At 61.7% G+C, this 24,946-nt stretch carries 23 protein-coding genes; 16 read left to right on the top strand and 7 right to left on the bottom strand.

From position 1 onward, the window contains the following. The first annotated feature begins 30 nt into the window (after nucleotides 1-30). The 9 genes from ACK4FH_RS12260 (at nucleotide 31) to ACK4FH_RS12300 (ending at nucleotide 7,477) form a co-directional block, all read left to right on the top strand. Nucleotides 31-882 carry a segregation and condensation protein A gene (locus ACK4FH_RS12260; RefSeq protein ID WP_409814055.1) on the top strand — a complete coding sequence of 284 codons (852 nt, stop codon included), beginning with the start codon at nucleotides 31-33 and terminating at the stop codon, nucleotides 880-882. Then, complete coding sequence (gene scpB / locus ACK4FH_RS12265) at nucleotides 875-1,702, top strand: SMC-Scp complex subunit ScpB (protein WP_409814056.1); 828 nt, start codon at nucleotides 875-877, stop codon at nucleotides 1,700-1,702. Before ACK4FH_RS12260 ends, scpB begins: the two co-directional genes overlap by 8 nt. A gap of 205 nt (nucleotides 1,703-1,907) precedes the next feature. Next, a complete protein-coding gene (locus tag ACK4FH_RS12270) occupies nucleotides 1,908-2,138 on the top strand; it encodes a twin-arginine translocase TatA/TatE family subunit (RefSeq protein WP_409814059.1) in 231 nt (76 codons plus the stop codon). Between the two features lie 61 nt (nucleotides 2,139-2,199). Beyond that, on the top strand, nucleotides 2,200-2,670 hold the full coding sequence (tatB, locus tag ACK4FH_RS12275; protein ID WP_409814061.1) for a Sec-independent protein translocase protein TatB: 471 nt from the start codon (nucleotides 2,200-2,202) through the stop codon (nucleotides 2,668-2,670). 10 nt (nucleotides 2,671-2,680) lie between these two features. Next, nucleotides 2,681-3,505 carry a twin-arginine translocase subunit TatC gene (tatC, locus tag ACK4FH_RS12280; RefSeq protein ID WP_409814064.1) on the top strand — a complete coding sequence of 275 codons (825 nt, stop codon included), beginning with the start codon at nucleotides 2,681-2,683 and terminating at the stop codon, nucleotides 3,503-3,505. Nucleotides 3,506-3,641: 136 nt separating this feature from the next. Beyond that, nucleotides 3,642-4,949 (top strand): serine--tRNA ligase, encoded by a 1,308-nt coding sequence (serS, locus tag ACK4FH_RS12285; RefSeq protein ID WP_409814067.1) that lies wholly within the window; start codon nucleotides 3,642-3,644, stop codon nucleotides 4,947-4,949. Between the two features lie 16 nt (nucleotides 4,950-4,965). Further along, nucleotides 4,966-5,763 carry a 5'/3'-nucleotidase SurE gene (surE, locus tag ACK4FH_RS12290; protein WP_409815277.1) on the top strand — a complete coding sequence of 266 codons (798 nt, stop codon included), beginning with the start codon at nucleotides 4,966-4,968 and terminating at the stop codon, nucleotides 5,761-5,763. A 29-nt stretch (nucleotides 5,764-5,792) separates the two neighbouring features. Continuing rightward, nucleotides 5,793-6,443: a protein-L-isoaspartate(D-aspartate) O-methyltransferase gene (locus ACK4FH_RS12295; protein WP_409815280.1), complete on the top strand. Its 651-nt coding sequence runs from the start codon at nucleotides 5,793-5,795 to the stop codon at nucleotides 6,441-6,443. A gap of 41 nt (nucleotides 6,444-6,484) precedes the next feature. After that, a complete protein-coding gene (locus ACK4FH_RS12300; protein WP_409814070.1) occupies nucleotides 6,485-7,477 on the top strand; it encodes a peptidoglycan DD-metalloendopeptidase family protein in 993 nt (330 codons plus the stop codon). Between the two features lie 9 nt (nucleotides 7,478-7,486). Here ACK4FH_RS12300 and ACK4FH_RS12305 read toward each other — a convergent pair whose 3' ends face one another. Further along, complete coding sequence (locus tag ACK4FH_RS12305) at nucleotides 7,487-8,347, bottom strand: ATP-binding protein (protein ID WP_409814072.1); 861 nt, start codon at nucleotides 8,345-8,347, stop codon at nucleotides 7,487-7,489. A 225-nt stretch (nucleotides 8,348-8,572) separates the two neighbouring features. On the opposite strand from ACK4FH_RS12305, the gene yajC reads away from it, so the two are divergent. From yajC to ACK4FH_RS12335, 6 genes are all read left to right on the top strand, one after another. Continuing rightward, entirely contained in the window at nucleotides 8,573-8,887 is a 315-nt protein-coding gene (yajC, locus tag ACK4FH_RS12310; RefSeq protein ID WP_409814075.1) for a preprotein translocase subunit YajC, read from the top strand. 39 nt (nucleotides 8,888-8,926) lie between these two features. Beyond that, entirely contained in the window at nucleotides 8,927-10,534 is a 1,608-nt protein-coding gene (secD, locus tag ACK4FH_RS12315; RefSeq protein ID WP_409814079.1) for a protein translocase subunit SecD, read from the top strand. Nucleotides 10,535-10,554: 20 nt separating this feature from the next. Next, nucleotides 10,555-11,505: a protein translocase subunit SecF gene (gene secF / locus ACK4FH_RS12320; protein WP_409814081.1), complete on the top strand. Its 951-nt coding sequence runs from the start codon at nucleotides 10,555-10,557 to the stop codon at nucleotides 11,503-11,505. Nucleotides 11,506-11,509: 4 nt separating this feature from the next. Continuing rightward, complete coding sequence (locus ACK4FH_RS12325) at nucleotides 11,510-11,884, top strand: Mth938-like domain-containing protein (protein ID WP_409814084.1); 375 nt, start codon at nucleotides 11,510-11,512, stop codon at nucleotides 11,882-11,884. Between the two features lie 180 nt (nucleotides 11,885-12,064). Next, nucleotides 12,065-12,679 (top strand): urate hydroxylase PuuD, encoded by a 615-nt coding sequence (locus tag ACK4FH_RS12330; protein WP_409814087.1) that lies wholly within the window; start codon nucleotides 12,065-12,067, stop codon nucleotides 12,677-12,679. A gap of 64 nt (nucleotides 12,680-12,743) precedes the next feature. Next, nucleotides 12,744-13,592: a phytoene/squalene synthase family protein gene (locus ACK4FH_RS12335; RefSeq protein ID WP_409814089.1), complete on the top strand. Its 849-nt coding sequence runs from the start codon at nucleotides 12,744-12,746 to the stop codon at nucleotides 13,590-13,592. Here the strand turns inward: ACK4FH_RS12335 and trmFO are convergent, their stop codons facing one another. From trmFO to ACK4FH_RS12360, 5 genes are all read right to left on the bottom strand, one after another. Then, nucleotides 13,593-15,002 (bottom strand): methylenetetrahydrofolate--tRNA-(uracil(54)-C(5))-methyltransferase (FADH(2)-oxidizing) TrmFO, encoded by a 1,410-nt coding sequence (gene trmFO / locus ACK4FH_RS12340; protein WP_409814091.1) that lies wholly within the window; start codon nucleotides 15,000-15,002, stop codon nucleotides 13,593-13,595. A 27-nt stretch (nucleotides 15,003-15,029) separates the two neighbouring features. Then, on the bottom strand, nucleotides 15,030-16,457 hold the full coding sequence (locus tag ACK4FH_RS12345; protein WP_409814093.1) for an amidase: 1,428 nt from the start codon (nucleotides 16,455-16,457) through the stop codon (nucleotides 15,030-15,032). A gap of 17 nt (nucleotides 16,458-16,474) precedes the next feature. Then, nucleotides 16,475-17,902 carry an amidase gene (locus tag ACK4FH_RS12350; RefSeq protein ID WP_409814094.1) on the bottom strand — a complete coding sequence of 476 codons (1,428 nt, stop codon included), beginning with the start codon at nucleotides 17,900-17,902 and terminating at the stop codon, nucleotides 16,475-16,477. Between the two features lie 66 nt (nucleotides 17,903-17,968). Further along, nucleotides 17,969-20,089, bottom strand: a complete 2,121-nt coding sequence (locus ACK4FH_RS12355; protein ID WP_409814096.1) for an alkaline phosphatase D family protein — start codon at nucleotides 20,087-20,089, stop codon at nucleotides 17,969-17,971. 47 nt (nucleotides 20,090-20,136) lie between these two features. Next, on the bottom strand, nucleotides 20,137-21,165 hold the full coding sequence (locus ACK4FH_RS12360; protein WP_409814097.1) for a helix-turn-helix domain-containing protein: 1,029 nt from the start codon (nucleotides 21,163-21,165) through the stop codon (nucleotides 20,137-20,139). Between ACK4FH_RS12360 and ACK4FH_RS12365 the strand changes: the two genes are divergently transcribed. Then, on the top strand, nucleotides 21,142-21,936 hold the full coding sequence (locus tag ACK4FH_RS12365) for an alpha/beta fold hydrolase (RefSeq protein WP_409814099.1): 795 nt from the start codon (nucleotides 21,142-21,144) through the stop codon (nucleotides 21,934-21,936). The two genes, ACK4FH_RS12360 and ACK4FH_RS12365, sit on opposite strands and share 24 nt — an antisense overlap. Here the strand turns inward: ACK4FH_RS12365 and uvrA are convergent. Then, nucleotides 21,917-24,940 (bottom strand): excinuclease ABC subunit UvrA, encoded by a 3,024-nt coding sequence (uvrA, locus tag ACK4FH_RS12370; protein ID WP_409814101.1) that lies wholly within the window; start codon nucleotides 24,938-24,940, stop codon nucleotides 21,917-21,919. The genes ACK4FH_RS12365 and uvrA overlap by 20 nt on opposite strands. Between the last annotated feature and the right edge of the window lie 6 nt (nucleotides 24,941-24,946).

The following is a 24,946-nucleotide window of genomic DNA, read 5'->3' on the forward strand; positions in this document are numbered from 1 at the left end:
GACGGCGGATCGCAGCCCAACGAGGCTGTCATGCCGGATGATGCTGCCTCGACTTTCGAGGAAGGCGCGCCCCGCTCCGCCGTGGAGCCGGATGAGAATACGCTGATCGTCGATCTCGACGGGTTCGAGGGGCCGCTCGACGTGCTGCTGATGCTGGCGCGCAACCAGAAGGTCGACCTCACCCGTATTTCGATTCTGAAGCTTGCCGAGCAATATCTCGACTTCATCACGCAGGCCAAGCGGATGGAGCTCGATCTCGCCGCCGACTATCTTGTGATGGCGTCCTGGCTCGCCTTCCTCAAGTCGAAACTTCTGCTTCCGCCGCCCGAGGAGGAAGAAGGCCCTAGCGGTGCCGAAATGGCGGCGCGGTTGGCCTTCCAGCTTCAGCGGCTCGAAGCCATGCGCAAGGTCTCGGTGGAGATTTTCGCGCGGCGCTGCAGGATGGGCATACATGTGTTTCCGCGCGGGGCACCGGAGGGCATTCGCCTGATAAAAACAAGCGAGTATCAGGGAACGCTCTATGAGCTTCTCAAGTCCTATTCCGATCAGCGCCTGAAAGGCCACGAGACGAAATGGGAGCCGAAGCGCCTGCCGATCATGGCGATCGAGGCCGCGCGGCACCGGCTCGAACGCATGATGGGCATGATGTTCGACTGGGGCCGGATCGACAGTTTCATGCCCATGGACGACATGTCGCCGGCCATGCGCCGCTCCGCCATTGCCAGCACTTTCAGCGCGGCGCTGGTTTTGGCCAAGGACGGGTTGATGGAAATTCGCCAGTCCGGTGCCTTCGGACCCGTTTTTGTGCGCCGCCGCGAACCGAAACCAGATCAAATGCCGTCCGAGCCGGAGGGCGAGACTGAGAAGACCGAAGATGAATGACGAGACCAGCGTGAGCGAAGCCGAAGACGGGATCGACGAGGCACCGGAAGATGCCGAGTTGCCTTCGGAGGGTGACGAAGAAGAACCCGACAGTGAGGAAGCCGCGTTCGACGAAGAGGCGGAGGATGCGGCCGAGAACGTCGTGCGTTTTCCAGGCAATGCGGCAGATCACGCGCAGCTGATGCGGATGGCGGAGGCGCTGCTGTTTGCTGCCGCCGAGCCGCTCGATATCGACAGCATCGCCGGGCGGCTGCCCGAAGGGGCGGATGTCGGCGCGGTGATCGAGGATCTGCAAAAGGCCTATGAAAACCGTGGCGTCCATCTCGTCCGGATCGCGAACAAGTGGATGTTCCGTACGGCCGACGATCTTTCATTTCTTATGGAGCGCGAGGCGGTCGAACAGAAGAAGCTCTCCCGCGCGGCCATGGAGACTCTTGCGATCATTGCCTATCACCAGCCTGCGACCCGCGCCGAAATCGAGGAAATCCGCGGCGTTTCGGTCTCGAAGGGGACGATCGACGTTCTAATGGAGACAGGCTGGGTGAGGCTGCGCGGCCGCAAGAAGACGCCGGGCCGCCCTGTGACCTACGGCACGACCGAGGCCTTCCTTGTTCATTTCGGGCTCGAGAGCGTCGGCGATCTTCCGGGCATGGATGAACTCAAGGCGGCTGGCCTGCTCGATGGGCGGCTTCCCCCCGGTTTCGACATTCCGAGCCCGAGCGATACGGGCGGCGAGGGCGATGGCGACTTCTCGGATGAAGAAGAATATGGCGACTCGCTCGATGAACATCTTGCTCAGGATGCTGCCCGCGAAGATTGACCGGGTTAAACCGCTTTCTCAAGTGCGTCCTGAAGCAAACATATTTTCAGTGTATTAGAGAGGTGTGTTAACCATATCTCTTTACTCAAGCCGCCAGCGTTTTGCCGGGATTGATGTCGCAATTTTTGCGCGGAACGCCCATATTGGGCCGAGGTAGTGCTTCATTCTAGCAAGGGCGCGGTTTTCTGCGCCCCTGGAGATCAAAATGCCGGGTTGGACTCAAATTCTCATCGTGCTCGTGCTGATCGTGTTGCTGTTCGGCCGGGGCAAGATTTCCGACATGATGGGCGACGTTGCGAAGGGCATTCGCAGCTTCAAAAAGGGCCTCGCCGACGAGGACGATGGCCAGACCGCCAAATCCGAGCCCAAGACGATCGACGCCTCTGTGTCGCACGAGGACAGCGCCGAGGCGAAGAACAAGGCGTCGCAAGGCTAACATTTGACGCGCGGGTGCCGGGCTTACCGCCCGGCGCGGCGCAGGCAATTCGGTACGCCTCATGTTCGATATCGGCTGGTCTGAGCTGCTTCTGATTGCAGCCATCGCGATCATTTTCGTGGGTCCGAAGGACCTGCCGAAAATGATGCGGACGGTCGGCCAGTATGTTGCCAAGGTGCGGGGCATTGCCCGCGAGTTCCAGAGTTCCTTCGATGAGCTGGCCCGCGAGACGGAACTTGAGGAGCTTCGCAAGGAAGTGGCCTCCCTGAAGAACCACGCGACGAAGCCGCTCCGCTCGCTCCAGGATGAGATCATCAAGCCGGTCAAGATCGGCGGTGGCGGTGCAGGCGCCGATGCGGCGGCGGCTTCCGCCGCGCGCGCCGAGGAGGAGAAGGCAGAGGCGGAACGGCTCGATACAAGCAGCGTTTCGGACGGTATTGCGGCATCGATCCGCGAGGCGGAAGAGATCGAGGCGTTCGGGGCGAGTGATCCGGCAGCCCCCGCTGCAATGACCGGGCAATCCCGCGAATGAGCGTGCCCGAATGAGTGCCATGTCAGCCGAGCCCAACCCTGACGACGAGATCGAGGCCTCGCGCGCGCCTCTGCTCGATCACCTGATCGAGCTGCGCGCGCGGCTTATCAAGGTGATGATCGCCTTCATCATCGCCTTTGGCATCTGCTTCTTCTTTTCAAAGGACATCTTCAACTTCCTCGTCGAGCCCTATAACAGGATCGTGGCGGAGGAAGGCGGGGCGCATCTGATCTATACCGCGCCGCAGGAGTTCTTCATCACCCGGCTCAAGCTTTCCATGTTCGGGGCTGTCTTCATCGCCTTTCCGATCATCGCCGGGCAGATCTACATGTTCGTCGCGCCGGGCCTCTACAAGCATGAGCGCGGCGCCTTCATCCCCTATCTGATCGCAACGCCGATCCTGTTCCTCATGGGGTCGGGGCTCGTCTATTTCGGTGCGCTGCCCATCGCTCTCAATTTCTTTGTTGGCATGGAGCAGGCGGGCGGCGATGGCGAGGCGACGATCGAGGCCCTCTACAAGGTCAGCGAATATCTGAGCCTCGTGATGGCCTTCATTCTGGCCTTTGGCATCTGCTTCCAGTTACCGGTGATCCTGACGTTGCTGGCGCGGGCAGGGATCGTCAATTCCGCCCAGCTCAAGCGGGGGCGGCGTTATGCCATTGTCATCATCTTTGCTGTGGCCGCCTTCCTGACACCCCCTGATTTCTTCAGCCAGATCGCGCTCGGTGTGCCGACGCTGCTGCTCTACGAGATTTCCATTTTCAGCGTCCGCTGGATGGAAAAGAAGAAAGAAACGGCGGAGGCAGAGGGCGAGCCGGAGGCTGAAGAGGCCTGATCCCGCGCCCGGCCTTGTCTGGACGCTCCGGGCCTTTCCGCCTATACAGGGCGCCGAAAGCGGGCCGGGTGGCTGCGGCCTGATTCGGCCCGGTATCCTGCCTCGTTCCGCGACATTTTTCCCTTTTCGAGGTGTCATGTTCGACATCAAAGCCATCCGCGAAGACGCCCAGGCCTTCGACGCGGGCCTCGCCAAGCGCGGGCTTGAACCGCAGTCCGCTCGCCTGATCGAGATCGACGAACGCCGCCGCGCCATCATTACCTCGCTGCAAGAATTGCAGCAGCGCCGCAACGATGCCTCGAAGCAGATCGGCCAGGCCAAGGCGAAAAAGGACGAGGCGCTGGCCCAGAGGCTGATGGACGAAGTGGCGAGCATCAAAAGCGCCATTCAGGAGGGCGAGGAGCAGGAGCGCACGGCCAACGCCGAGCTTGAAACCGCGCTCGCCTCGATCCCCAATATTCCGCAGGACGATGTGCCTGTCGGCCCGGACGAGAGCGCCAATGTAGTGCGGCACACGCATGGCGCCGCTCGGGCGATGAATTTCGCCGCGAAGGAACATTTTGAGCTTGGCGAGGCGCTCGGGCTCATGGATTTCGAGACGGCGGCGAAAATGTCCGGCGCACGCTTCACGGTGCTGAAGGGGCCGCTCGCGCGGCTCGAGCGCGCCATCGGCAATTTCATGGTCGATCTGCACACAAGCGAGTTCGGCTACGAAGAAGTGATGCCGCCGCTGATGGTGCGCGATGACGCCATGTTCGGTACGGCGCAGCTTCCGAAGTTTGCCGACGATCAGTTTGCGACATTCAAAGGACAGAGCAGGGACGATCAGGAAAAGTACTGGCTGATCCCGACCGCTGAAGTGCCGCTGACAAATCTCGTGCGCGAGAGCATTCTCGCGGAAGAGGAACTGCCGAAGCGCTTTACCGCCTACACGGCCTGCTTCCGCGCCGAGGCGGGCGCGGCGGGGCGAGATACGCGCGGCATGATTCGTCAGCACCAGTTTTCCAAGGTGGAACTCGTTTCGATTACCACGCCGGAAAAATCCGGCGAGGAGCATGAGCGGATGCTCAGCTGCGCCGAGGAAGTGCTGAAACGGCTCGACCTGCATTACCGCGTCATGGTGCTGTCGACCGGCGATATGGGCTTTGCCTCGCGCAAGACCTATGACATCGAGGTCTGGCTGCCGGGGCAGAATGCGTTTCGCGAGATTTCGTCCTGCTCTGTCTGCGGCGACTTCCAGGCGCGGCGGATGAATGCGCGCTACCGGCCGAAGGGCGGGAAGGGAACGCGCTTCGTGCATACGCTGAACGGCTCGGGCCTTGCGGTTGGACGCACGCTGATCGCCGTCATGGAGAACTACCAGCAGGAGGACGGCTCCATTGCCGTGCCGGAGGTGCTGCGGCCTTACATGGGCGGGATGGAGGTTATTGCGGCACATGGCTAAGTCTGTAACCAAGGGCCTGCGTATTCTGGTCACGAATGATGACGGTATCCATGCGCCGGGACTGAAGTCGCTGGAGAAGATTGCGCGCAAGCTTTCTTCCGATGTCTGGGTCGTCGCGCCGGAAGAAGAGCAGAGCGGCTCGGCGCATTCGCTGTCGCTCGCCAATCCGCTCAGGGTGCGAAAGCTCTCCGCGAAGAAATATGCGGTGCGCGGTACACCATCCGATTGTGTGCTGATGGCGGTGCGGCACATCATGATGGAGACGCCGCCCGATCTCGTTCTTTCGGGAATCAATCGCGGGCAGAACATTGCCGACGACGTGACCTATTCGGGCACCATCGCTGCGGCGATGGAAGGGACGCAGCTTGGGGTTCCCTCGATTGCCCTCAGCCAGGCTTTCGGTTTTTCCGGCCATGCCAATGTGAAGTGGGCGACAGCGGAGCAATTCGCACCGGAGATCGTCGAGAAGCTCGTCGCTGCAGGCTGGCCGACGGAAGTGCTTATCAATGTGAATTTCCCGGATGTCGTGCCCGCCTCCGTCACCGGCATCGAGGTCACGCGGCAGGGCAAGCGCGATCAGTCGCTCGTCCGGGTCGAAGAGCGGATCGACGCCCGCAACAACCCTTATTACTGGCTCGGCTTTGAGCGCATTCTGAGCAACCCGCCGCAGGGGACCGATCTCCGGGCGATCTATGAGGGACGGATTTCGATTACACCGCTCCATATGGATCTCACGCATATGCGGACCTCGAAGGCCCTGAGCGATGCGCTCGGCTCGCTTGCGCGCCCACGCAAGCCGCGCAGCAAGGGCTGACCGGAAAACGCGTGAACGAAACCGCAATCATGGACGAAATCGAGCACGAGAAGATCGAACTCATTATGGGGCTGCGCAAGCAGGGCATCCGAGACAACCGCGTGCTGTCCGCGATTGAGCGTGTGCCGCGAGAGAAATTCATTGCCGCGACCTTCCGCAAGCAGGCCTATGAGGACCATGCGCTGCCCATCGAATGCGGGCAGACGATCAGCCAACCCTACGTCGTGGCCTACATGACCGAGCAGCTTCATGTTGGCGAGCGAATGAAGGTGCTCGAAGTGGGCACGGGCTCAGGCTATCAGGCGGCGGTTCTGGCGAAGCTCTGCCGCCGGGTCTACACGATCGAACGCTACCGGACCCTGCTCAACGATGCGCTGAAGCGATTCGACGAATTGCGTCTCCATAACATCACCGCGAAGGTCGGCGATGGCGCAAAGGGCTGGCCGGAGCAGGCGCCCTTCGATCGGATCATCGTGACGGCAGCAGCGCCGGCCGTGCCGCAGGCGCTGGTCGATCAGTTGAAGGAAGGCGGCTTGATGATTGTTCCGGTTGCCATTTCGGGCAGCCGGGGCGAGCAAAAGCTTGTGCGGATCGAACGAACCGCCGAAGGTGTGAAGAGGGAAGAACTCTTGGCGGTGCGTTTCGTGCCGCTGGTCGAGGGTGTTGCCAAGGAGTCCTGAACGGCGGATTCTGATCCGATTGCGGCGGTGGACGAGGCCCTATGGGACGGTTCGACGAGATGCGGAAGATGGTGCAGCGAGGGGCAGTCCTCTCGCTGGCGCTTGTCGTTGCCGCATGCAGCAGCGGCGAACGTCCATGGTGGGATGGCGGCTCCTCGGGCCGCTCACCCTCGCCGGTGTCGCGGCCCGTCGAAACGATGCATCCCGGCGGCACCTATGTCGTCAAGCGCGGCGACACGGTCTACAGCATCGCTCGCGCCCATAATGTGCCGGTGCGCTCCGTTATCGATGCGAACAGGCTTGCGGCGCCTTACAAGATCGAGGTCGGGCAGCGGCTGACGATCCCCGCCGGCCGCTTCCATATCGTGCAGCGCGGCGACACGGTTTCCGGCATTTCGCGGCAATACAATGTAGGCGTGGCCGCGCTGACCAGCCTCAACCGGATACCGCCGCCCTATACGATCAAGGTGGGCGAACGGCTTCAAATTCCGGCATCGCAGCACCAGAGCCAGACCGCATCGTCATCGCCAGCGCAAGGTGGAACAGGCGTCCCGCTTGCGCGGCCGGCCGCAGGCGCTGCCGTCGCCTCGTTGCCACCGCCAACCGCTTCGACGCCGACCGTACCGCGCGACCCGCTGCCTGCACCGCCGGTGGCGACCGGCGGGTTCCAGTGGCCGATCCAGGGCAAGATCCTGTCGACCTTCGGCCCCAAGGCGAACGGTCTTCACAATGACGGCATCAATATCGCCGCAGAAATGGGCGCGCCGGTGAAGGCTTCGCAAAGCGGTGTCGTTGCCTATGCGGGTAATGAGCTGAAGGGCTATGGCAATCTGCTGCTCATTCGCCACGACAACGGCTGGGTCACTGCCTATGCGCATAACAGCAAGCTGCTGGTCAGCCGCGGCGACACGGTGATGCGGGGGCAGACGATCGCTCATGCGGGCAATACCGGCAGCGTGGTGACGCCGCAGGTGCATTTCGAAGTGCGTCAGGGTGCCAAGGCCATCGACCCGCAATCAGTCATCGGCATGTAGCCGCGGCCATCAATCCAGCGTCTGCCCGAGGCGTCCTGCCAGGTCCTGGATGAATTGCCAGGCGACGCGGCCGGAGCGCGCGCCGCGCGTCGCTGCCCATTCGATGGCTTCGGCCTCAAGCTCCTCGCTTCCGATCTTCAGTTCAAAGTGTTTCGCATAGCCCTCGACCATGCCGAGGTAATCCGCCTGGCTGCAATTGTGGAAACCGAGCCAGAGGCCGAAACGGTCTGAAAGCGAGACCTTTTCCTCAACTGCCTCCGATGGATTGATCGCGGTCGATCGCTCGTTCTCCATCATGTCGCGCGGCATCAGGTGGCGCCGGTTCGATGTGGCATAGAAAATCGCATTTTTCGGGCGGCCCTCAATGCCGCCTTCGAGAACGGCCTTCAGCGATTTGTAGCTTGTATCGTCATGGTCGAAGGAAAGGTCGTCGCAAAAGACGATGGCGCGCCGATCCTGGTTGCGCAGCAGCGTCATGAGGCGGGGCAGGCTCTCGATATCCTCGCGGTGGATCTCGATCAGAATGAGGCTCCTGGGAGCCTCTGCGTTGACCGCTGCATGAGCCGCCTTGACGAGTGAGCTCTTGCCCATGCCGCGCGCGCCCCAGAGAAGCGCATTGTTGGCAGGCAGGCCACAGGCAAAACGCCTCGTATTGTCGAGGAGGATGTCGCGAACGCGATCGACACCCCGGATCAGGGAGAGGTCGACCCGCGCCACTTCGGGTACGGGGACGGGACGGCCCGCCTCGGCATTCCAGACAAAGGCATCTGCGGTATCGAAGCCGGCGTCCGCCAGGGGAGGCGGCGCGAGCCTTTCGAGCGCCTCTGCGATGCGCTTCAGGAGGTGGGTGCGATCTGGGTCCGGCGTCATGGGCAAGTCTTGAGGCAGTTGCTGGGTGCGATGGGCGGTGCGGCACCGTAGCACCCGGCGGTCGGGCCGGAAAACTCTCTATATCCAAAAACTTGGGCGTTTCGCCGGGAGCGGCCGGGTTCGGTTTGCAAATGGCCTTGCGGCCGGTATAGTCCCGCGCAATCAGGAGATTTGCGGCCCCTGTCATTCAGGTTTTGCCGCATGACTAGCTAACAGGAGATGTTGATGGGCGGCGGCGGTACCAGTGAATTCTTGCTCAATGTCTTTCCGCTGCTCGCGTTTTTCGCGATCATGTATTTCCTGCTGATCCGCCCGCAAATGCGCCGGGCGAAGGAACATCGGGAAATGGTGGCGAATGTCCGCCGTGGCGACGTGGTGGTGACGGCGGGCGGCATTGTCGGCAAGGTCACCAAGGTCGAAGACAATGAGGCCACAGTCGAAATCGCAGAGAATGTCCGCGTTCGCATTGTGAAGACCACGTTGGCCGATGTGCGCTCGAAGTCTGAGCCGGTGCCCGCGAACACCAACACGCCTTCTTAAGAAAATCACCGAACCTCGGGGGAGGCGGAAGAGACCGGGATGCTCTATTTCGAACGCTGGAAGGTCGCCCTTATCGTCCTGCTTTGCTTTGCGGGACTTGCCTATTCCGCACCCAATTTCATTCCGCGGGCATCGCTCGAGAATGTCCCGGGCTGGCTGCCGAACAAGCAGATCAATCTCGGCCTCGATCTGCGCGGCGGCTCCTACATGCTGCTCGGGCTCGATACCGGGGGACTGGAGCAGTCGCGCCTGCAGGATCTCGTGAATGAGGTTCGCAACGCCCTGCGCGATGTTCGTGTGCCCTATACCGGCCTCGGCATTCAGGGTGGCATGGTCACCGTCAACATTACGCGTGCGGAAGATGTCGAAAAGGCGCGCGTTGCAATAGACGATCTCGCGACAACTGTTTCCGGCAATGCGTTCTCGGGCATGCCCGAACGCGACCTTCTGGTGCGGGCGGTCGGCCAGCGCATCGAAGTGGTCGTGACGGAAGCAGCCAAGCTCGCCCAGCTTCAGGCCGCCGTCGAACAATCCATTGAAATCGTGCGGCGCCGTATCGACGAACTCGGCACCACCGAGCCGGTCATTCAGCGGCAGGGCGCGGACCGTATTCTAGTGCAGGTGCCGGGCCTTGAAGACCCGCAGCAGCTCAAGGCATTGCTCGGCCGCACGGCTAGGATGAACTTCCGCCTTGTCAGCAACGCGATGTCGGCGCAGCAGGCGATTGCGACGCGCACTGTGCCCGCAGGAACGGAAATCCTCTATTCGGCAGACGAGCCGCGCGAGCCTTTCCTGGTCGAGCGGCGTATCATGGTCGGCGGCGACAGGCTGCGCGATGCGAGCCCCGGTTTCGATCAGCGCACTGGTCAGCCGGTTGTCAACTTCCGCTTCGACTCCATTGGCGGACGCCAGTTTGGTGAAGTGACGCGAGAGAATGTTGGCCGTCCGTTCGCCATTGTGCTCGACAATGAAGTCATCAGTGCGCCGCGCATCAACGAGCCGATCATGGGCGGTTCTGGCCAGATCAGCGGCAACTTTACCGTTCAGGAAGCGACGAACCTCGCGATCCTGTTGCGTTCCGGCGCATTGCCGGTCGATATCACCATTCTTGAAGAGCGCACGGTCGGTCCAGGCCTCGGTGCAGACTCGATTGCCGCCGGTGAAATTGCCGCGCTTATCGGCGCGCTTGCCGTCATCGTCTTCATGATTGCGAGCTACGGTTTCTTCGGTGTGCTTGCCGTCGTGGCGCTGGCGCTCAATGTGCTCATGCTGTTCGGCATCCTGTCGGTGCTGCAAGCGACACTGACGCTGCCGGGCATTGCCGGCATCGTGCTCACGATCGGCATGGCAGTCGACGCCAATGTGCTGATCTATGAGCGCATACGAGAAGAAGTGGCGGCGGGCAAAGGGCCGATACCGGCAATCGAGACCGGCTACAACAAGGCGTTGTCGTCGATCCTTGATGCGAACATCACCACGCTGATTTCTGCGGCGATCCTGTTCCAGATGGGAACGGGTCCCGTGCGCGGTTTCGCGGTGACGCTTGCCATCGGCATTATCACATCCGTCTTCACGGCTTACACCGTGAACCGCCTGATGATTTCGGTCTGGTTGCGCCGCAGCCGCCCGAAGGCGATCACGCTCTAGGCGCCGGGGAGAACAGTAACATGCGACATCTGAAGCTCATTCCGGACGATACGAAGATTCCCTTCGTGAAGTGGCGCAACATCGCCGTTTCGCTTTCCGTGATCGTGGTGATTGCCTCGGTGGTGCTGCTTTTCACGCGCGGACTGAACTTCGGCATCGACTTCACGGGCGGCATCCTGATCGAGATTTCGACGGACGGTCCGGCAAATATCTCGGAGCTGCGCACCGATCTCGGCGGGCTGGGGCTCGGCGAAATCCAGATCCAGGAATTCGGGCAGGCCGATGACGTGCTGATCCGCGTTCAGGCGCCGGACAGCGACGATGAAGCAGCGTCGCAGCAAGTGGTCAACATGATCCGGGCGGAGCTTGGGGACAGGGTTGTCGAATATCGCCGCGTCGAAGTGGTCGGTCCGCAGGTCAGCGGCGAGCTTGTTCAAGACGGCATTCTTGCGGTCGTGATCGCCGTTATCCTCATGCTGATCTATATCTGGTTCCGCTTCGAGTGGCAGTTCGCGCTCGGCTCCATCGTGTCGCTCATCCATGACGTGATGGCAACCATTGGCATCTTCTGCATCCTGCAACTCGAGTTCAATCTTGCCTCGATTGCCGCGCTGCTTACGATTGTCGGTTATTCGATGAACGATACCGTCATCGTCTATGACCGCATCCGCGAGAATCTGCGCAAGTACAAGAAGATGGATCTTGGCGATCTTCTCGATCTCTCGATCAACCAGACGCTTTCGCGCACCGTCATGACATCGGGCACGACGCTGCTCGCGCTCGCGGCCCTGTTCACTTTTGGCGGTGCGGTGCTGCGCGACTTCACCTTCGCGATGATCTTCGGCATTTTTGTCGGTACCTATTCATCGATCTTCGTCGGTTCACCGGTTCTTCTTGCAATCGGCGTGAACCGGGATGGCTCGGGAAGCGCCGGGCCGGCGGCGAAGGAGAGTGCAGCGGGCAAGGCTTGAGGAGATGGCCAGCCGGCCGCGTTTCGATGGACAGCCCTTTGTGGATGCCTATGGAGAAGGTGGATTTCGGCTTGCCGGACAACGCTTCGAAGGATCGGTCCTGATTACTCCGCGCGGGCTGTTTCCTTGGGCGGTGCGTTCTGTCGAGGACGCAACCTCCGCTTCCTTTGCGCCCGTTCTGGAGGCATCGCCAGATTTCGATTTTCTGATTGTGGGGTCGGGCACGGAGACGGCTTTTCTGCCGCCCGCCGTGCGGCGTCATCTCGAATCGCACACGATCTTTCCCGATGTGATGGCGACCGGCCCTGCTTGCCGTACCTACAATCTCATGCTGTCGGAAAATCGCCGTGTTGCTGCGGCGCTTGTTGCCGTCGGGTAAAGTCCTATCGCCGGGCTTGGCTTTTCGTCCGGAAACTCCTAGCTTTCTCGCAGTTTCGCGGCACTGAGTCGCAGATAAAAAGGGGATACGCCGACTAGGGCTTTAGGGGGCTCTGGGGCTTGTCCCGGTGTCCCTGCTGGCCGCTCAAGCGGCGAATGGCAACCGGAAGGGGAATATTCCATGGCATCCATTCTCACATCATTGCGGAACACGGTTATTGCCGGTTTCGTGCTCGCGGCGATTCTGCTGCTGCTTTATCTCAACTGGAACGGCTGGGACGGCGCGGCGCTCGGCCATGCCTTCTGGGCTTTCGTCTTCCGCTGGCTGCACGTCATCAGCGGCGTGATGTGGATCGGCCTGCTCTGGTATTTCAACTTCGTGCAGATTCCGTCCATGCCGAGCATTCCCGACGAGCAGAAGCCTGCGGTCAGCAAGGTGATTGCGCCGACCGCTCTGTTCTGGTTCCGCTGGGGTGCGATGGCGACCATCATCACCGGCATCATCCTTGCCATGATGAATGGATACCTTGTCTCAGCCTATACGCTCGGCGCAATCGAAGGCTTTGCGGTTCCGAAGAACATTGCCATCGGTATCGGCATGTGGCTCGGCACGATCATGTGGTTCAACGTCTGGTTCGTGATTTGGCCGAACCAGAAGATCGCGCTCGGCATTGTCGATGCACCGGCGGAGCAGAAGCCCGCAGCGGCGCGGACTGCGATGCTCTTCTCGCGTACCAACACGATGCTCTCCGTACCCATGCTCTTCTCCATGGTGGCGGCGCAGAACATCTACTGATCCCGGCGAGAGGTCGATGAGCGGGGCCGCCTCGATGGCGGCCCCGTTTGTTTTGAGGAAGCGAATGACGGAACGCGAAGCAAGTAAGAGCATGGTTGCGAGCCTCGAAGAGGTTTGTACGCATGACCATGACCGCTTTCTGACGCTGCTGTTCGCACCATCGGCGAAGCGCCCTGCGCTCACCGCGCTCTATGCCTTTAACATTGAAATTGCCCGGGTTGCGGAGGCCGTCACCGAACCGATGATGGGCCATATCCGCCTGCAATGGTGGCGCGAGACACTGGAAGGATTGCCGCGCGGCGAAACGCGCGGTCATGCCGCCGCAGAGGCGCTTCATGAAGCCGGCGGCATCCCGCTCGACAAGTTGCAGGCGCTGATCGACGCGCGTGAGCGCGATCTCTCTGAAGATGCCTTTCCGGACATGTCTGCCCTCGAAGACTATGCCGTGCAGACCTCGTCCGCGCTTATGACGATTGCCGCAGAAATTCTGGCGGGCTGGGATGCAGCCCGGAACGCCGCACTGCCGATCCGTCATGCCGGTATCGCCTATGCGCTGACCGGCATTCTTCGCGCGCTTCCGGTTCATGCCTCGCACGGACGATTGCTGCTGCCCGCCGACATCCTCGGGCGGCATGAAGTCGATCCGCATGATGTATTGGCCGGGCGAATGACAGAAGGATTGCGCGCAGCCATGCATGAAGTCGCAGGTGCCGCGCGGACACATCTTGCGGCGGCGCGCTCCCACACTGTTGAACCCACGCTTATTCCGGCGCTGCTCCCGGCATCGCTTTGCGACCGCCATCTCGACATCATGTCTGCGCGCGAATTTGATCCGTTCCGGAACCCTGTCGAAGTCCCCGCTTTCCGCCGGCAGTTGCGGCTTCTTGGGCGTAGCCTTCTGAAACGGATCTGACTATTCGGCGGCTTCAGCTGCGGGGTTCAACCAGCCTTCAAGGTCGCGTATCGCGCGGGACGTGTAGGCACGTTTGCGCGCAGGCGCCTTCGCCTTTCCGCGCGGGCGCATGCCGTTTTCATCGCGCGGCACTTCGGGTTCCGGGAAGAGACCGAAATTCACATTCATCGGCTGGAAGGTCGCGGCGTTCGCATCGCCGGTGATATGGGCGAGCAGTGCGCCAAGCGCGGTGGTGCGGGGCGGCGGCGACACCGCGCGGCCAAGCCGCTCAGCAGCGGCAAAGCGGCCCGCGAGAATGCCCATGGCGCCGCTTTCGACATAGCCTTCGACGCCTGTGATCTGGCCCGCAAAGCGCAGGCGCGGCTCGCGCTTCAGCCGCATGTTTCCGTCAAGCTGGTTCGGGCTATTGATGAAAGTATTGCGGTGGAGGCCGCCAAGCCGTGCGAACTCTGCCATCTCAAGGCCCGGAATGGTGCGGAAAACACGCGTCTGCTCACCATGTTTCAGCTTCGTCTGGAAGCCGACCATGTTGTAGATCGTGCCGAGCTTGTTGTCCTGACGGAGCTGAACCACGGCATAGGGCTTCACATCGGGTTGATGCGGATTGGTGAGGCCGACGGGCTTCATCGGGCCGAAGCGCAAGGTTTCCGCACCGCGCTCCGCCATGATTTCGATGGGCAGGCAGCCGTCGAAATAGGGCGTCGACATTTCCCATTCCTTGAATTCGGTCTTGCCGCCCGCCAGAAGCTCCGCGACGAATGCTTCGTATTGTTCGCACGTCATCGGGCAGTTGATATAGTCCTTGCCCGCGCCTGCCGGGCCAGATGCGCCCGCGCTTTCCTTGTCGTAGCGCGACTGGAACCAGCAGACCGACATGTCGATGCTGTCGCGATAGACGATCGGCGCAATCGCATCGAAGAAGGCGAGTTCGTCGGCGCCGGTCAATTCGCTGATTGCCTTGCCGAGCGCGTCGGAGGTGAGCGGGCCGGTCGCGATGATGACGCTGTCCCAGTCTTTTGGCGGGAGGCCCGCAATCTCGCCGCGCTCGACGGTGACGAGCGGGTGAGCGGTCAGCTTTCTGGTCACGTAGTCGGAGAAGATGTCGCGATCGACCGCCAGTGCGCCGCCTGCGGGCACGCGCGCGACTTCCGCAGCTTCCATCATGATCGAGCCCGCGCGGCGCATTTCCTCATGCAGCAGGCCGACCGCATTCAGCTCCGGGTCGTCGGAGCGGAAGGAATTGGAGCAGACGAGTTCGGCGAAGCCATCTGTATGATGCGCTTCCGTTTTCACCAGCGGCCGCATCTCGTGCAGCACCACGGGCACACCCGCCTGCACGAGCTGCCAAGTGGCCTCGGAGCCCGCCATGCCGGCGCCGATGATGTGAACGGGGGCGATGTCCTTTTTCATGGCCGAGGAGATAGCACTCCCGACTGCCTAGTTCCACACCTTCGGCTTCCGTCCGGCCCAGGGCAGTTCCTTTTCGAGCTGGGCGGCGAGCCGGAACAGCGTTGCCTCATCGGCATAGCGGGCGGTGAGCATCATGCCGATGGGGAGCCCACTTTCGGATTGCCAGAGCGGCAGGGAAAGCGAGGGCTGGCCGGTGAAATTGAAGGGCGGCGTGTAGGGGAAGACCTGACCCTGCCGCTTGTTCAGCTCGCGGGCTTCCTGATCCGGCCCGAGGAAACCGATTTCGGGCTGAAGCTGACCAAGTACCGGGCAGAGATAGATATCAAATTCCTCGAAGGTCGAAAGCACCTGCCGGTTCATCAGGCGAAGCTGCTGCCAGCCCCACATGGCCTGTGCGCCGGTGAGCTTGCTGCCGTTCTTGAAGCCCGCCCAGGTGAGCGGCTCAAGCTCGTGCTTCTCCGGCTCGCGGCCCATCGCCTCTATCCGGCGCATCATACCGGCAGCGAAGTTCGAGCCGGAGACGGCGCCTTGCGCCCTGTAAAGCTGGCGATAGTCAATGCCGAGGCCGCGCGGCGTCACCGAGTGGCCGAGCCTTGAAAGGAAATCCGCCGTCTTTTCGAGCGCCGCCTGGATTTCCGGGTGGATGGGTTTGCCGCCCGGCGTTTCCGAAGACCATGCGATCTTCAGCTTGCCGGGGCTCTTCGTGATCTCTTCCATATAAGGCCGCTCTTTCGGCGGCGGTGCATAAGGCGAAGCTGGCTCTGGAAAGCCGGTCGCGTCGAGCATCGCGGCGCTGTCGCGCACTGTCCGGCTCACCACATGGTCGACACTGAAGCCGATGGCGCGGTCGAAATCGTCCGGGCCCTGCGGGTTGCGGTCGCGCGTCACTTTGAGGCCGACAAGGCCGCAGCAGGCGGCGGGAATGCGGATCGAGCCAAGGCCGTCCGAGGCATGGGCAAGGGGAAGGATGCCCGCGCCAACGGCAGACGCCGCACCGCCCGACGAGCCGCCGGAAATGCGGTTCGGGTCCCAGGGGTTGCGGCAGGGGCCGAGGAGGCGCGATTCCGTCGTGCCGGTGATGCCGTATTCCGGTGTGTTGGTCTTGCCGAAGAGCACGGTGCCCGCAGCGCGGAAGCGTTGCACAAGCGTGCTGTCGTGATCGTCAACGACATTGGCGACGAACTTGCTGCCGCTGGTGCGGGGCCAGCCCTTCACCTCGGTGCCGAGATCCTTGATGAGAAAGGGCACGCCCTTGAAAAGGCCATCCGGGAGTTTGCCCTTGGCCGCCTCGCGCGCCTCGTCATAGGCCTTGTAGACGATAGCATTCAGCGTGCCGTTGTGGCGCTCGGCGCGCTCGATTGCGGCGTCCACGAGTTCGAGCGGCGTGACTTCGCCTTTGCTCACAAGTGTGGCAAGGCCGAGGCCGTCATAATCCGCATATTCGGCAAAGGACATTTTCTCTCCCCCTTGTGTCAGTTCCAGATAACCGGGCGGCGATCCTTCCAGGGCATTTCCTGTTCAAGCTGGGCGGCGAGGCGGAACAGCGTTGCCTCGTCGCCGAAGCGCGCGGAGAACATCAGTCCGACCGGCAATCCGTCCGACGACATGCACAGCGGCAGCGACATGGCCGGCTGACCGGTAATGTTCTGGATCGGCGTGAAGGGAACGTAGTCCACTGCCGGCGCGAAGGCGGCAATAGGATCGGGCTCGTTCACATTGATCAGGCCGAGCGGAATGGGCGGCGAGGCAAGCGTTGGGGTCAGCCAGACATCGTGCTTCGTCATGAATTGGCCGACACGGCGGGAGAGGCCCTGCGCTTCCTTTATCAGGATCAGATATTGTGAGGCGGTGATGGTCTTGCCGATTTCCCAGAGGCCGCGTGTCAGCGGTTCAAGTTCATCATCTTTCGGCCCGCGGCCACGGCGCGCCGTTTCAAGCTCGACCTCGGAGGAAAGCCAGGCTGCCCAGATCGGCAGGAAGAGGCTGCCGGGTTCCTCGGGTTTCAGCGGTGGCATCGCCTCCATGACGTCATGGCCGAGGCTTGCGAGCTTCGCCGCGACCGCCTCGACGGCTTTCACATTTTCGGGATGAAGCGCGGTGCCTGCGGCATTCGTTTTGCTGAAGGCGATGCGGAGCTTCCCCGGTGCGCGGGAGACGTCTTCGAGGAAGGGACGTTCGACCGGCGGCGCGACATAGGGCGCGCCGGGTTCCTGGCCGTGAATGCAATCGAGCATCGCGGCACAGTCGCGCACCGTTCGCGTCACCACGTGCTCGTGGCAGAGGCCGCTCAACACATCGCCATAGTCGGGACCGAGCGATGCGCGCGCCCTTGTCGGTTTGAGGCCGACGACACCGCAGCTCGACGCCGGGATGCGTATCGAGCCACCGCTGTCATTGGCATGGGCGAGGGGAACGATGCCTGCTGCTACAGCCGCCGCCGAGCCGCCTGAGGAACCGCCGGTCGAGTGTTTCACATTCCACGGATTTCGCGCGGGGCCGTAAAGAGCGGACTCGGTCGTGGGCAGCAATGTAAATTCCGGCACATTTGTCTTGCCAAGGAAGGTAAGGCCCGCGGCACGGAAGCGCTTGGCGAGATCGCTGTCTTCGGTAGCGGGTGTGTCAGCCCGGAAGCGAGAGCCAAGGCGGCTCGGATAACCCTTGATGTCGCCAAAGGCATCTTTCAGCAGGAAGGGTACGCCTTTGAACGGACCGTCGGCGGGAGACTTTGCCATCTCGCGGCCAAGGTCATAGAGTTTCAGGATAACGGCATTGATCGCCGGATTGTGCTTTTCGATCCGGGCGATGGCCTCGTCCGCAAGTTCGGCAGGGCTCACCTCGCCCTTGCGAACAAGCTCCGCCAATCCGAGGCCGTCATATGATGCGTAATCGGGAAATCCCATTTGTGCCTACTCCTCCCAATTCTTCTTTGGGAAAGCTTAGTCGCAGACGCCGCAGCGTCAAATTTCTCACTTTTCGACGTCTGACGGTGGCTTCCACGGATAGGGTGGAGGACCTTCAAACTCAGGCTCAGGACGCGCCGGTTCAGCGTCGCCCTCCCAGGCCGGAACTCGAAAGCGTGCCCGGCGCATCACGGCGGGACCCTCCGGGCCCTCGTCGCGCATGACATTGCCGACATTCACCTGTTCGGCGGCGATCCCGTCGTCGTTCAACGTCACCAGCGTGTAGCCATGCGCGTCGGAATCCATGTAGTCGAGGCCGGGGCTCGCGCGCTCATTGCGAACGAGATCGAAGAGATATTCCGAGTTCGTGTAATTGACGAGGATGCCGGCGCGCAGGCCGTTTACCAGCGTGTTGTTCCAGTTTTCCCGCTTCGCGCCGTTTTCATCCAGCGTGACTGCGCGATGGAAGAAGCCGCTGTTTCTTGTACCGCGATCCGCCATTGAGTACATTGAGGACGAGCTGATCGCCGCCGTCACAAACTCCGGGACTGCAAAGCTCAATTCATCCGCATCCGGATCGACGGGCAGACGGCCCGCGGCGAATGTGTGGTAATCGCCCGCGATCGACACGGTGTTGCCGATGCCTTCCTCCTTGATGAAGCGAAGAAGCTCCTGCAATTCGCCGGGATAGCCCTGCCAGGCATCTGTGCCGACATAGCCATCTTCGAAACCGGCGAAAGGAATGCGCGAGAAATCGAGGCGCATCTGCAATGCGGGGCCGCCATTTACCCAGATGCGCCATTTCGCGGTCGACGCCTTCATCACCTGCTTGAACCAAGCCTTCTGGGCGGCACCCAGCTGTGTGCCGGGCGGAAGATCCTTGCGCGGGTTCACGATTTCCCTGTCGCCATATTGAATCGCTTCGGGCGGATTTCCTTCATTGGCGGTACGGCCGGCGTCGAGGGTCTGCACGATCCGTACAGGCGGCATGGGCGCGCCCTTGATGAGTGCCTTTACTTCCTCTGAAATGACCGGCGGGCTGCGGTAGGAGCGGAGATCCGTCAGCACGAGATCGAGCATCGCGCCCCAGCGGAGCGTGCGATAGATCGTCAGGCTCGTTACGGCTTTCAGGCTGTCGCCCTGATAGAGCCAGTTTTCGTCATGTTCGCCGAGCGGTACGTCTTCGACGCGCGCATTCCGGAAATCATGTGCGGGCGCGGCAATGCCATTGAAGGCGCGGGCGCGGGTGAGAACGGCAGGGATGAATTCGAACCAAGCGCGGTTTGCGGCAAGTTTCCGCTTCTGCGCCGGATCGCCGTCGCCAAAATAGGTATCGTGTGCCTGCCATGCGTCGTTGGTGAATTCATGGTCGTCCCATGTATGCACAAAGGGAAAGCGCGCCCGGGCCGCCTGCAGGTCGGGATCGGTAAGATAGACCTTGTAGAGATGGCGGTAGTCGGCGAGCGAGACCGCCGCCTGACTTCCTTTCTGCCAGTGCGGCCTCGTTCCGTCCGGCACCCAGGGGTCCGAACCGTCGGGCAGGGGCCCGATCAATCTTTCTGGCCGCTGTTCCTCCGGTACGTCGCCGGTGCGTTCATAGATGAAGTCGCCGAGATGCAGCACGAAGTCGATCTGTTCGCCGGGTGCTGCCGCGATGTCGTCGTTCACGAGGCGGCGTAAGGCGCCGAAGTAGCCTTGTTCATAGTTCTGACAAGAGACAGCGGCGAAGCGAACCTTCCGGGATGCGCCAGGCTGCGGCGCCGTGCGGGTGCGCCCGGGCAGCGGCGTCTGGTCTCGTCCGGCATGAAAGCGATAGTGGTAGACCGTGTCCGGCGCGAGGCCCTGCACGAAGACGCGGACCGCGTGATCGGAGGCACGGCTCGCGCGCACGGCCTGTTCGACGACGACACGCTCGAACTTCTCGTCCGTTGCGACTTGCAGATAGAGGTCGATATCGCCATTGGGGAGGGCTGCCTCCGGATCGAGCGCCTCGACCCGCGTCCAGAGCATGACGGCATCGGGCTGCGGGTCGCCGGAGGCGAGGCCTTGCGGGAAGTGGAAGGAAAACGGTGCTGCCTTGGCATGACCGAGGCGCGGCAAGAAAGGCGTGGCGGTGGCGGTGACGGCAAAACAGCCGACGGTCGCTGTGAATAGCCTCAAAAACTCACGACGATCAATCTGGACCATATTCCCCGGTGTCCTGGTGAAATCTCTCAAGCAGACGTGTTGCGTTTTCAGGTCGCAGTGGACCGGGCATCTGGAAGATCAAGACTTTCAACGTCAGATTCAGCATTCAAGGTTTGCAGAAATGATCTGGATTCCGGGCTGGCCGGGAAGAAGCATTCTATGCGGATGGACTGCATCGTCGCATCATAGGGAGCGCCGAAAGTGCTGTAGTTCGAAATGAACGCAAGCTGCCGGCCGTCGTTTTGAATTTCGAAGCGGAAGATCGGCAACTCGGCAGACGCCGGTTCGACGCCGGGGCCGGCAAGGCGCCGGATGCGGGCTACCAACCGCCTCGCCTCAACCTGGTTCGGGGCGATAAGCGCTTCCTGTTCGAGGTGATGGAGCAGGGCGGGTGCAATTTCATGCCAATTCACGACTGAGGAGCGCAATTCCGTATCGGAAAAGAAAAACTCGAACAGATTGTCGCCTGCAGTAACCGGGTTTTCGCGGGAGAAGTTGAAAAACCGGATAGCGGCGTCATTCATTTCGAGAATGTTGCCAAGTGAGTCCGATGCGACGGCGGGAATGCCGCCCTGCGCGTCCAGAAGTTTGGACACGGCATCGAGAGCGAGCAGGCGGCCCGACTGGCCGAGATCGTCATGTGCGAATGCAGGTGCGAATCCGGCGAGGCGAAGCAGCGCATTGCGCTCGCTTGCCGACAATTCCAGCGCATCGCCAAGGCGTAGCACAACATCCCGGCCCGGACGGGACCTGCCGGTTTCAAGGAAACTCATGTGCCGCGGCGAGATGCCTGCGAACTCGGCAAGTTCTTCCTGACTTATCTTTTTCTCAAGACGGGCGCGGCGCAGATGAACGCCAAAAATGCTCTCGTCCTGCAAGATCGTGTCCATGACGATTTTCTTACCTTCCGGGTAGTGGCGCCACGACGCGGCTCCGCCGAACCTGCGGTCCGGTACAAACGGAAAGAGCGCAAAATGGCTGAAACCCTGACATTCCCTTACGAAGATATTGAACTTGCCTACACCGTTTCCGGAAGCGGACCGGCGCTGATCTTGCTGCATGGCTGGCCATTTCACAAGGCGAGCTTCCGCAAGCTGCTGCCGATGCTCGAGCCGCATTACACGTGCTATGCGCTTGACGCTGCCGGCATGGGAGAAAGCGGCTGGAGCCGCCACACCAATTTTTCCTTCTACGGACATGTCGAGCGCGTTCGCGCCTTTGCCGACCGAATGAAGCTCACCGGATACTCCGTGATAGGCCACGATACAGGCGGAACCTTTGCCCGGATGCTGGCCGTATCGGATGCAGCGAGGGTCGACAGAATCGTCGCCATAGACACGGAAGTTCCGGGACATCTTCCCGGTGTCGTACCCAAGCTGCAATGGGCATTCCGGCGACGGTGGGGCCGCGCGCTTTTCAAGGCGGCGCTCGGCTCGCCCGCGCTGATGCGCCGCTGGCTTGGCAATGTCGGCTTCTTTTTCGACAAGCGAATGATCGACGACGAATATATGGATCTGTTCGTGACGAGCTGGTTGCGCTCCGACCATGCCTATCGCGGCCTCCTCGAATATCTGCTCGGGGTTGACCACAGTTTCGTTGCGCGGCTCGATGTCCTGCATGCGAAGATCGAAGTGCCGATGCTGTTCGTTTGGGGCGAGAAGGATGGCGTCTTTCCGGTCAAGCGTGCGCGGGAGATGGTTGCTCGAATGCCGGACAAGGCAAGTCTTGCGGTTATCGAAAGAGCGGGATTTCTGCCGCATGAAGAAAGGCCGGAAGAGGTTGCCAGACATGTTCTGGCGTTCCTCAACCCGGAAGTTCCTGTGCGCCTTAGACGCGATACCGCCTAGCACCGGGCTTCGGCCATTTTCTTTTCGCAGCGGCTTTCGGTTTCGGCTCGGACTTGCGGACGCTGAGGCCGCTCTTTGCGGCGGCGCTCGCCTTCTTCATGCCTGCCTTGCCGGGGCGGCGCTTGAAGAGTTCCTTCAGATACTGGCCGGTGTAGGAGCGGGCCTCGGCGGCGACATCTTCCGGTGTGCCGGCGGCCACGATCTCGCCGCCGCCATCGCCGCCTTCGGGGCCCAGATCGAGTATCCAGTCGGCGGTCTTGATGACTTCGAGATTGTGCTCGATGACGACGACGGTGTTGCCGCTGTCGACGAGTTCGTGCAGCACTTCGAGGAGTTTCGCCACGTCGTGGAAATGGAGGCCCGTCGTCGGCTCATCGAGAATGTAGATCGTGCGGCCGGTGGCGCGCTTCGAGAGTTCCTTGGCGAGTTTGACTCGCTGCGCTTCGCCGCCCGAGAGCGTTGTCGCCTGCTGCCCGACCTTGATGTAACCGAGGCCGACGCGCTGCAGCACTTCCATCTTGTCGCGGACGGCGGGAACCGCCTTGAAGAAGGTGGCGGCCTCATCGACCGTCATTTCGAGGACGTCGGCGATCGACTTGTCCTTGAACTTCACTTCAAGCGTTTCGCGGTTATAGCGGTGGCCGTGGCAGGCGTCGCATTCGACATAGACGTCGGGGAGGAAGTGCATCTCGATCTTGATGACGCCGTCGCCCTGGCAGGCCTCGCAGCGGCCGCCCTTGACGTTGAAGGAGAAGCGGCCGGGCTTGTAGCCGCGGGCCCGGCTTTCCGGCAATTCGGCAAACCAGTCGCGAATGAAGGTGAAGGCGCCGGTATAGGTCGCCGGGTTCGACCGCGGCGTGCGGCCGATGGGCGACTGGTCGATGTCGATGATCTTGTCGAGATGTTCGAGGCCGACGATTTCATCGAAAGCGCCGGGATGTTCGCGCGTGTTGTTGAGACGGCGGGCGACCGCCTTGTAGATCGTCTCGATGAGGAGCGTGGACTTGCCGCCGCCGGAGACGCCGGTGACGCAGGTGAAGGTGCCGAGGGGAATTTCCGCCGTGACATTCTTCAAGTTGTTTTCCTTCGCGCCGGTGACCTTCAGCCATTTGCCGTTGCCCTTGCGGCGCTCCTTCGGGACTTCGATCTGGCGGAAGCCGGTGAGATACTGGCCGGTGAGGCTGTCGGGGTTCGCCATGATGTCATCGGGCGTGCCCTCGGCGACGACGCGGCCGCCGTGGATGCCGGCGCCCGGTCCCATGTCGACGACATGATCGGCGACGCGGATCGCGTCTTCGTCATGCTCGACCACGATGACCGTATTGCCGAGGTCGCGCAGCCGCTTCAGCGTGTCGAGCAGGCGGTCATTGTCGCGCTGGTGGAGGCCGATGGAGGGCTCGTCCAGCACATAGAGAACGCCGGTAAGGCCGGAGCCGATCTGCGAGGCGAGGCGGATGCGCTGGCTTTCGCCGCCGGACAATGTGCCGGAGTTGCGCGAGAGGGTGAGATATTCGAGGCCGACATTGTTGAGGAAGTGCAGGCGCTCGCGGATTTCTTTCAGGACGCGGCCGGCGATTTCGTTCTGCTTGGCGGTCAGGTGCTGGTTCAGGTCGCGGAACCAGGCATCGGCCTCGCGGATCGACATTTGCGAGACCTGGCCGACATGGAGACGAGCGATCTTCACCGCCAGCGACTCGGGCTTGAGCCTGTAGCCGCCGCAATCGTCACAATTGGTGACGCCCTGGTAGCGTTCGATTTCCTCGCGCGCCCAGGAACTGTCGGTCTCGCGCCAGCGGCGTTCGAGGTTCGGAATGACGCCTTCGAACGGTTTTTTCGTCTTGTAGGAGCGCATGCCGTCGTCATAGGCGAAGGTGACGACTTCCTCGCCGGTGCCATAGAGGATGACGTTCTGCGCTTCTTCCGGCAGCTGCGACCAAGGGACGGTCATGGAGAAATTGTACTGCTTGGCCAGCGCCTGCAGCGTCTGCGTGTAGTAGGGCGAGGTGGAGCGCGACCAAGGCGCGATGGCACCTTTTTTCAGCGACAACCCGTGATCCGGCACGACAAGGTCCGGATCCATGTAGAACTGGGTGCCGAGCCCGTCGCAGGAGGGGCAGGCACCGAAGGGATTGTTGAAGGAGAAGAGGCGCGGCTCTATCTCGTCGATGGTGAAGCCGGAAACGGGACAGGCGAAACGCGACGAGAAGGTGATGCGTTCGGCATCCTCACCCTTTTTCACATCCGCCATTTCGATCACGGCGATGCCGTCTGCGAGGTCGAGCGCGATTTCGAAACTGTCGGCGAGGCGGTTGCCGAGGTCGGGGCGGACGACGATGCGGTCCACCACCACATCGATATCGTGTTTCAGCTTCTTGTTGAGCGCCGGCACTTCGGCGATCTCGCAGAAGGTGCCGTCCACCTTCACACGCTGGAAACCCTTCTTCTGCAGCTCGGCGAATTCCTTGCGGTACTCGCCCTTGCGTCCGCGGATGATGGGCGCCAACAGGTAAAGCCGCGTGCCTTCGGGGAGAGCCATCACGCGGTCTACCATCTGGCTCACCGTCTGGCTTTCGATGGGAAGGCCCGTCGCCGGCGAATAGGGCACGCCGATGCGCGCCCAGAGAAGGCGCATATAGTCGTAGATCTCGGTGACTGTACCGACCGTCGAGCGTGGATTGCGCGAAGTCGTCTTCTGTTCGATGGAAATGGCCGGCGAAAGACCGTCGATCTGGTCGACATCAGGCTTCTGCATCATTTCGAGGAATTGCCGCGCATAGGCCGAGAGGCTTTCGACATAGCGGCGCTGGCCCTCGGCATAGATCGTGTCGAAGGCAAGCGACGACTTGCCGGAGCCGGAAAGGCCGGTAATCACGATCAGCTCGTCGCGCGGCAGTTCCACACTGACATTGCGCAGATTGTGCTCGCGGGCGCCGAGAACGCGGATGAAGCGGTTCTGGCTATCGCTTTTCTTGCTTGAGGTGGGCTTCTTCGAGGCGGTGCTCATCGGGCC

The sequence above is a fragment of the Parvibaculum sp. genome (assembly GCF_046297875.1).
In the GTDB taxonomy this organism is placed as follows: Bacteria; Pseudomonadota; Alphaproteobacteria; order Parvibaculales; family Parvibaculaceae; genus Parvibaculum.

Coding starts and splice junctions, on each gene's coding strand:
- ACK4FH_RS12260 (WP_409814055.1), top strand. CDS start 31: ATGCCGGATGATGCTGCCTCGACTTTCGAGGAAGGCGCGCCCCGCTCC.
- scpB (WP_409814056.1), top strand. CDS start 875: ATGAATGACGAGACCAGCGTGAGCGAAGCCGAAGACGGGATCGACGAG.
- ACK4FH_RS12270 (WP_409814059.1), top strand. CDS start 1,908: ATGCCGGGTTGGACTCAAATTCTCATCGTGCTCGTGCTGATCGTGTTG.
- tatB (WP_409814061.1), top strand. CDS start 2,200: ATGTTCGATATCGGCTGGTCTGAGCTGCTTCTGATTGCAGCCATCGCG.
- tatC (WP_409814064.1), top strand. CDS start 2,681: ATGAGTGCCATGTCAGCCGAGCCCAACCCTGACGACGAGATCGAGGCC.
- serS (WP_409814067.1), top strand. CDS start 3,642: ATGTTCGACATCAAAGCCATCCGCGAAGACGCCCAGGCCTTCGACGCG.
- ACK4FH_RS12295 (WP_409815280.1), top strand. CDS start 5,793: ATGGACGAAATCGAGCACGAGAAGATCGAACTCATTATGGGGCTGCGC.
- ACK4FH_RS12300 (WP_409814070.1), top strand. CDS start 6,485: ATGGGACGGTTCGACGAGATGCGGAAGATGGTGCAGCGAGGGGCAGTC.
- ACK4FH_RS12305 (WP_409814072.1), bottom strand. CDS start 8,347: ATGACGCCGGACCCAGATCGCACCCACCTCCTGAAGCGCATCGCAGAG.
- yajC (WP_409814075.1), top strand. CDS start 8,573: ATGGGCGGCGGCGGTACCAGTGAATTCTTGCTCAATGTCTTTCCGCTG.
- secD (WP_409814079.1), top strand. CDS start 8,927: ATGCTCTATTTCGAACGCTGGAAGGTCGCCCTTATCGTCCTGCTTTGC.
- secF (WP_409814081.1), top strand. CDS start 10,555: ATGCGACATCTGAAGCTCATTCCGGACGATACGAAGATTCCCTTCGTG.
- ACK4FH_RS12325 (WP_409814084.1), top strand. CDS start 11,510: ATGGCCAGCCGGCCGCGTTTCGATGGACAGCCCTTTGTGGATGCCTAT.
- ACK4FH_RS12330 (WP_409814087.1), top strand. CDS start 12,065: ATGGCATCCATTCTCACATCATTGCGGAACACGGTTATTGCCGGTTTC.
- ACK4FH_RS12335 (WP_409814089.1), top strand. CDS start 12,744: ATGACGGAACGCGAAGCAAGTAAGAGCATGGTTGCGAGCCTCGAAGAG.
- trmFO (WP_409814091.1), bottom strand. CDS start 15,002: ATGAAAAAGGACATCGCCCCCGTTCACATCATCGGCGCCGGCATGGCG.
- ACK4FH_RS12345 (WP_409814093.1), bottom strand. CDS start 16,457: ATGTCCTTTGCCGAATATGCGGATTATGACGGCCTCGGCCTTGCCACA.
- ACK4FH_RS12350 (WP_409814094.1), bottom strand. CDS start 17,902: ATGGGATTTCCCGATTACGCATCATATGACGGCCTCGGATTGGCGGAG.
- ACK4FH_RS12355 (WP_409814096.1), bottom strand. CDS start 20,089: ATGGTCCAGATTGATCGTCGTGAGTTTTTGAGGCTATTCACAGCGACC.
- uvrA (WP_409814101.1), bottom strand. CDS start 24,940: ATGAGCACCGCCTCGAAGAAGCCCACCTCAAGCAAGAAAAGCGATAGC.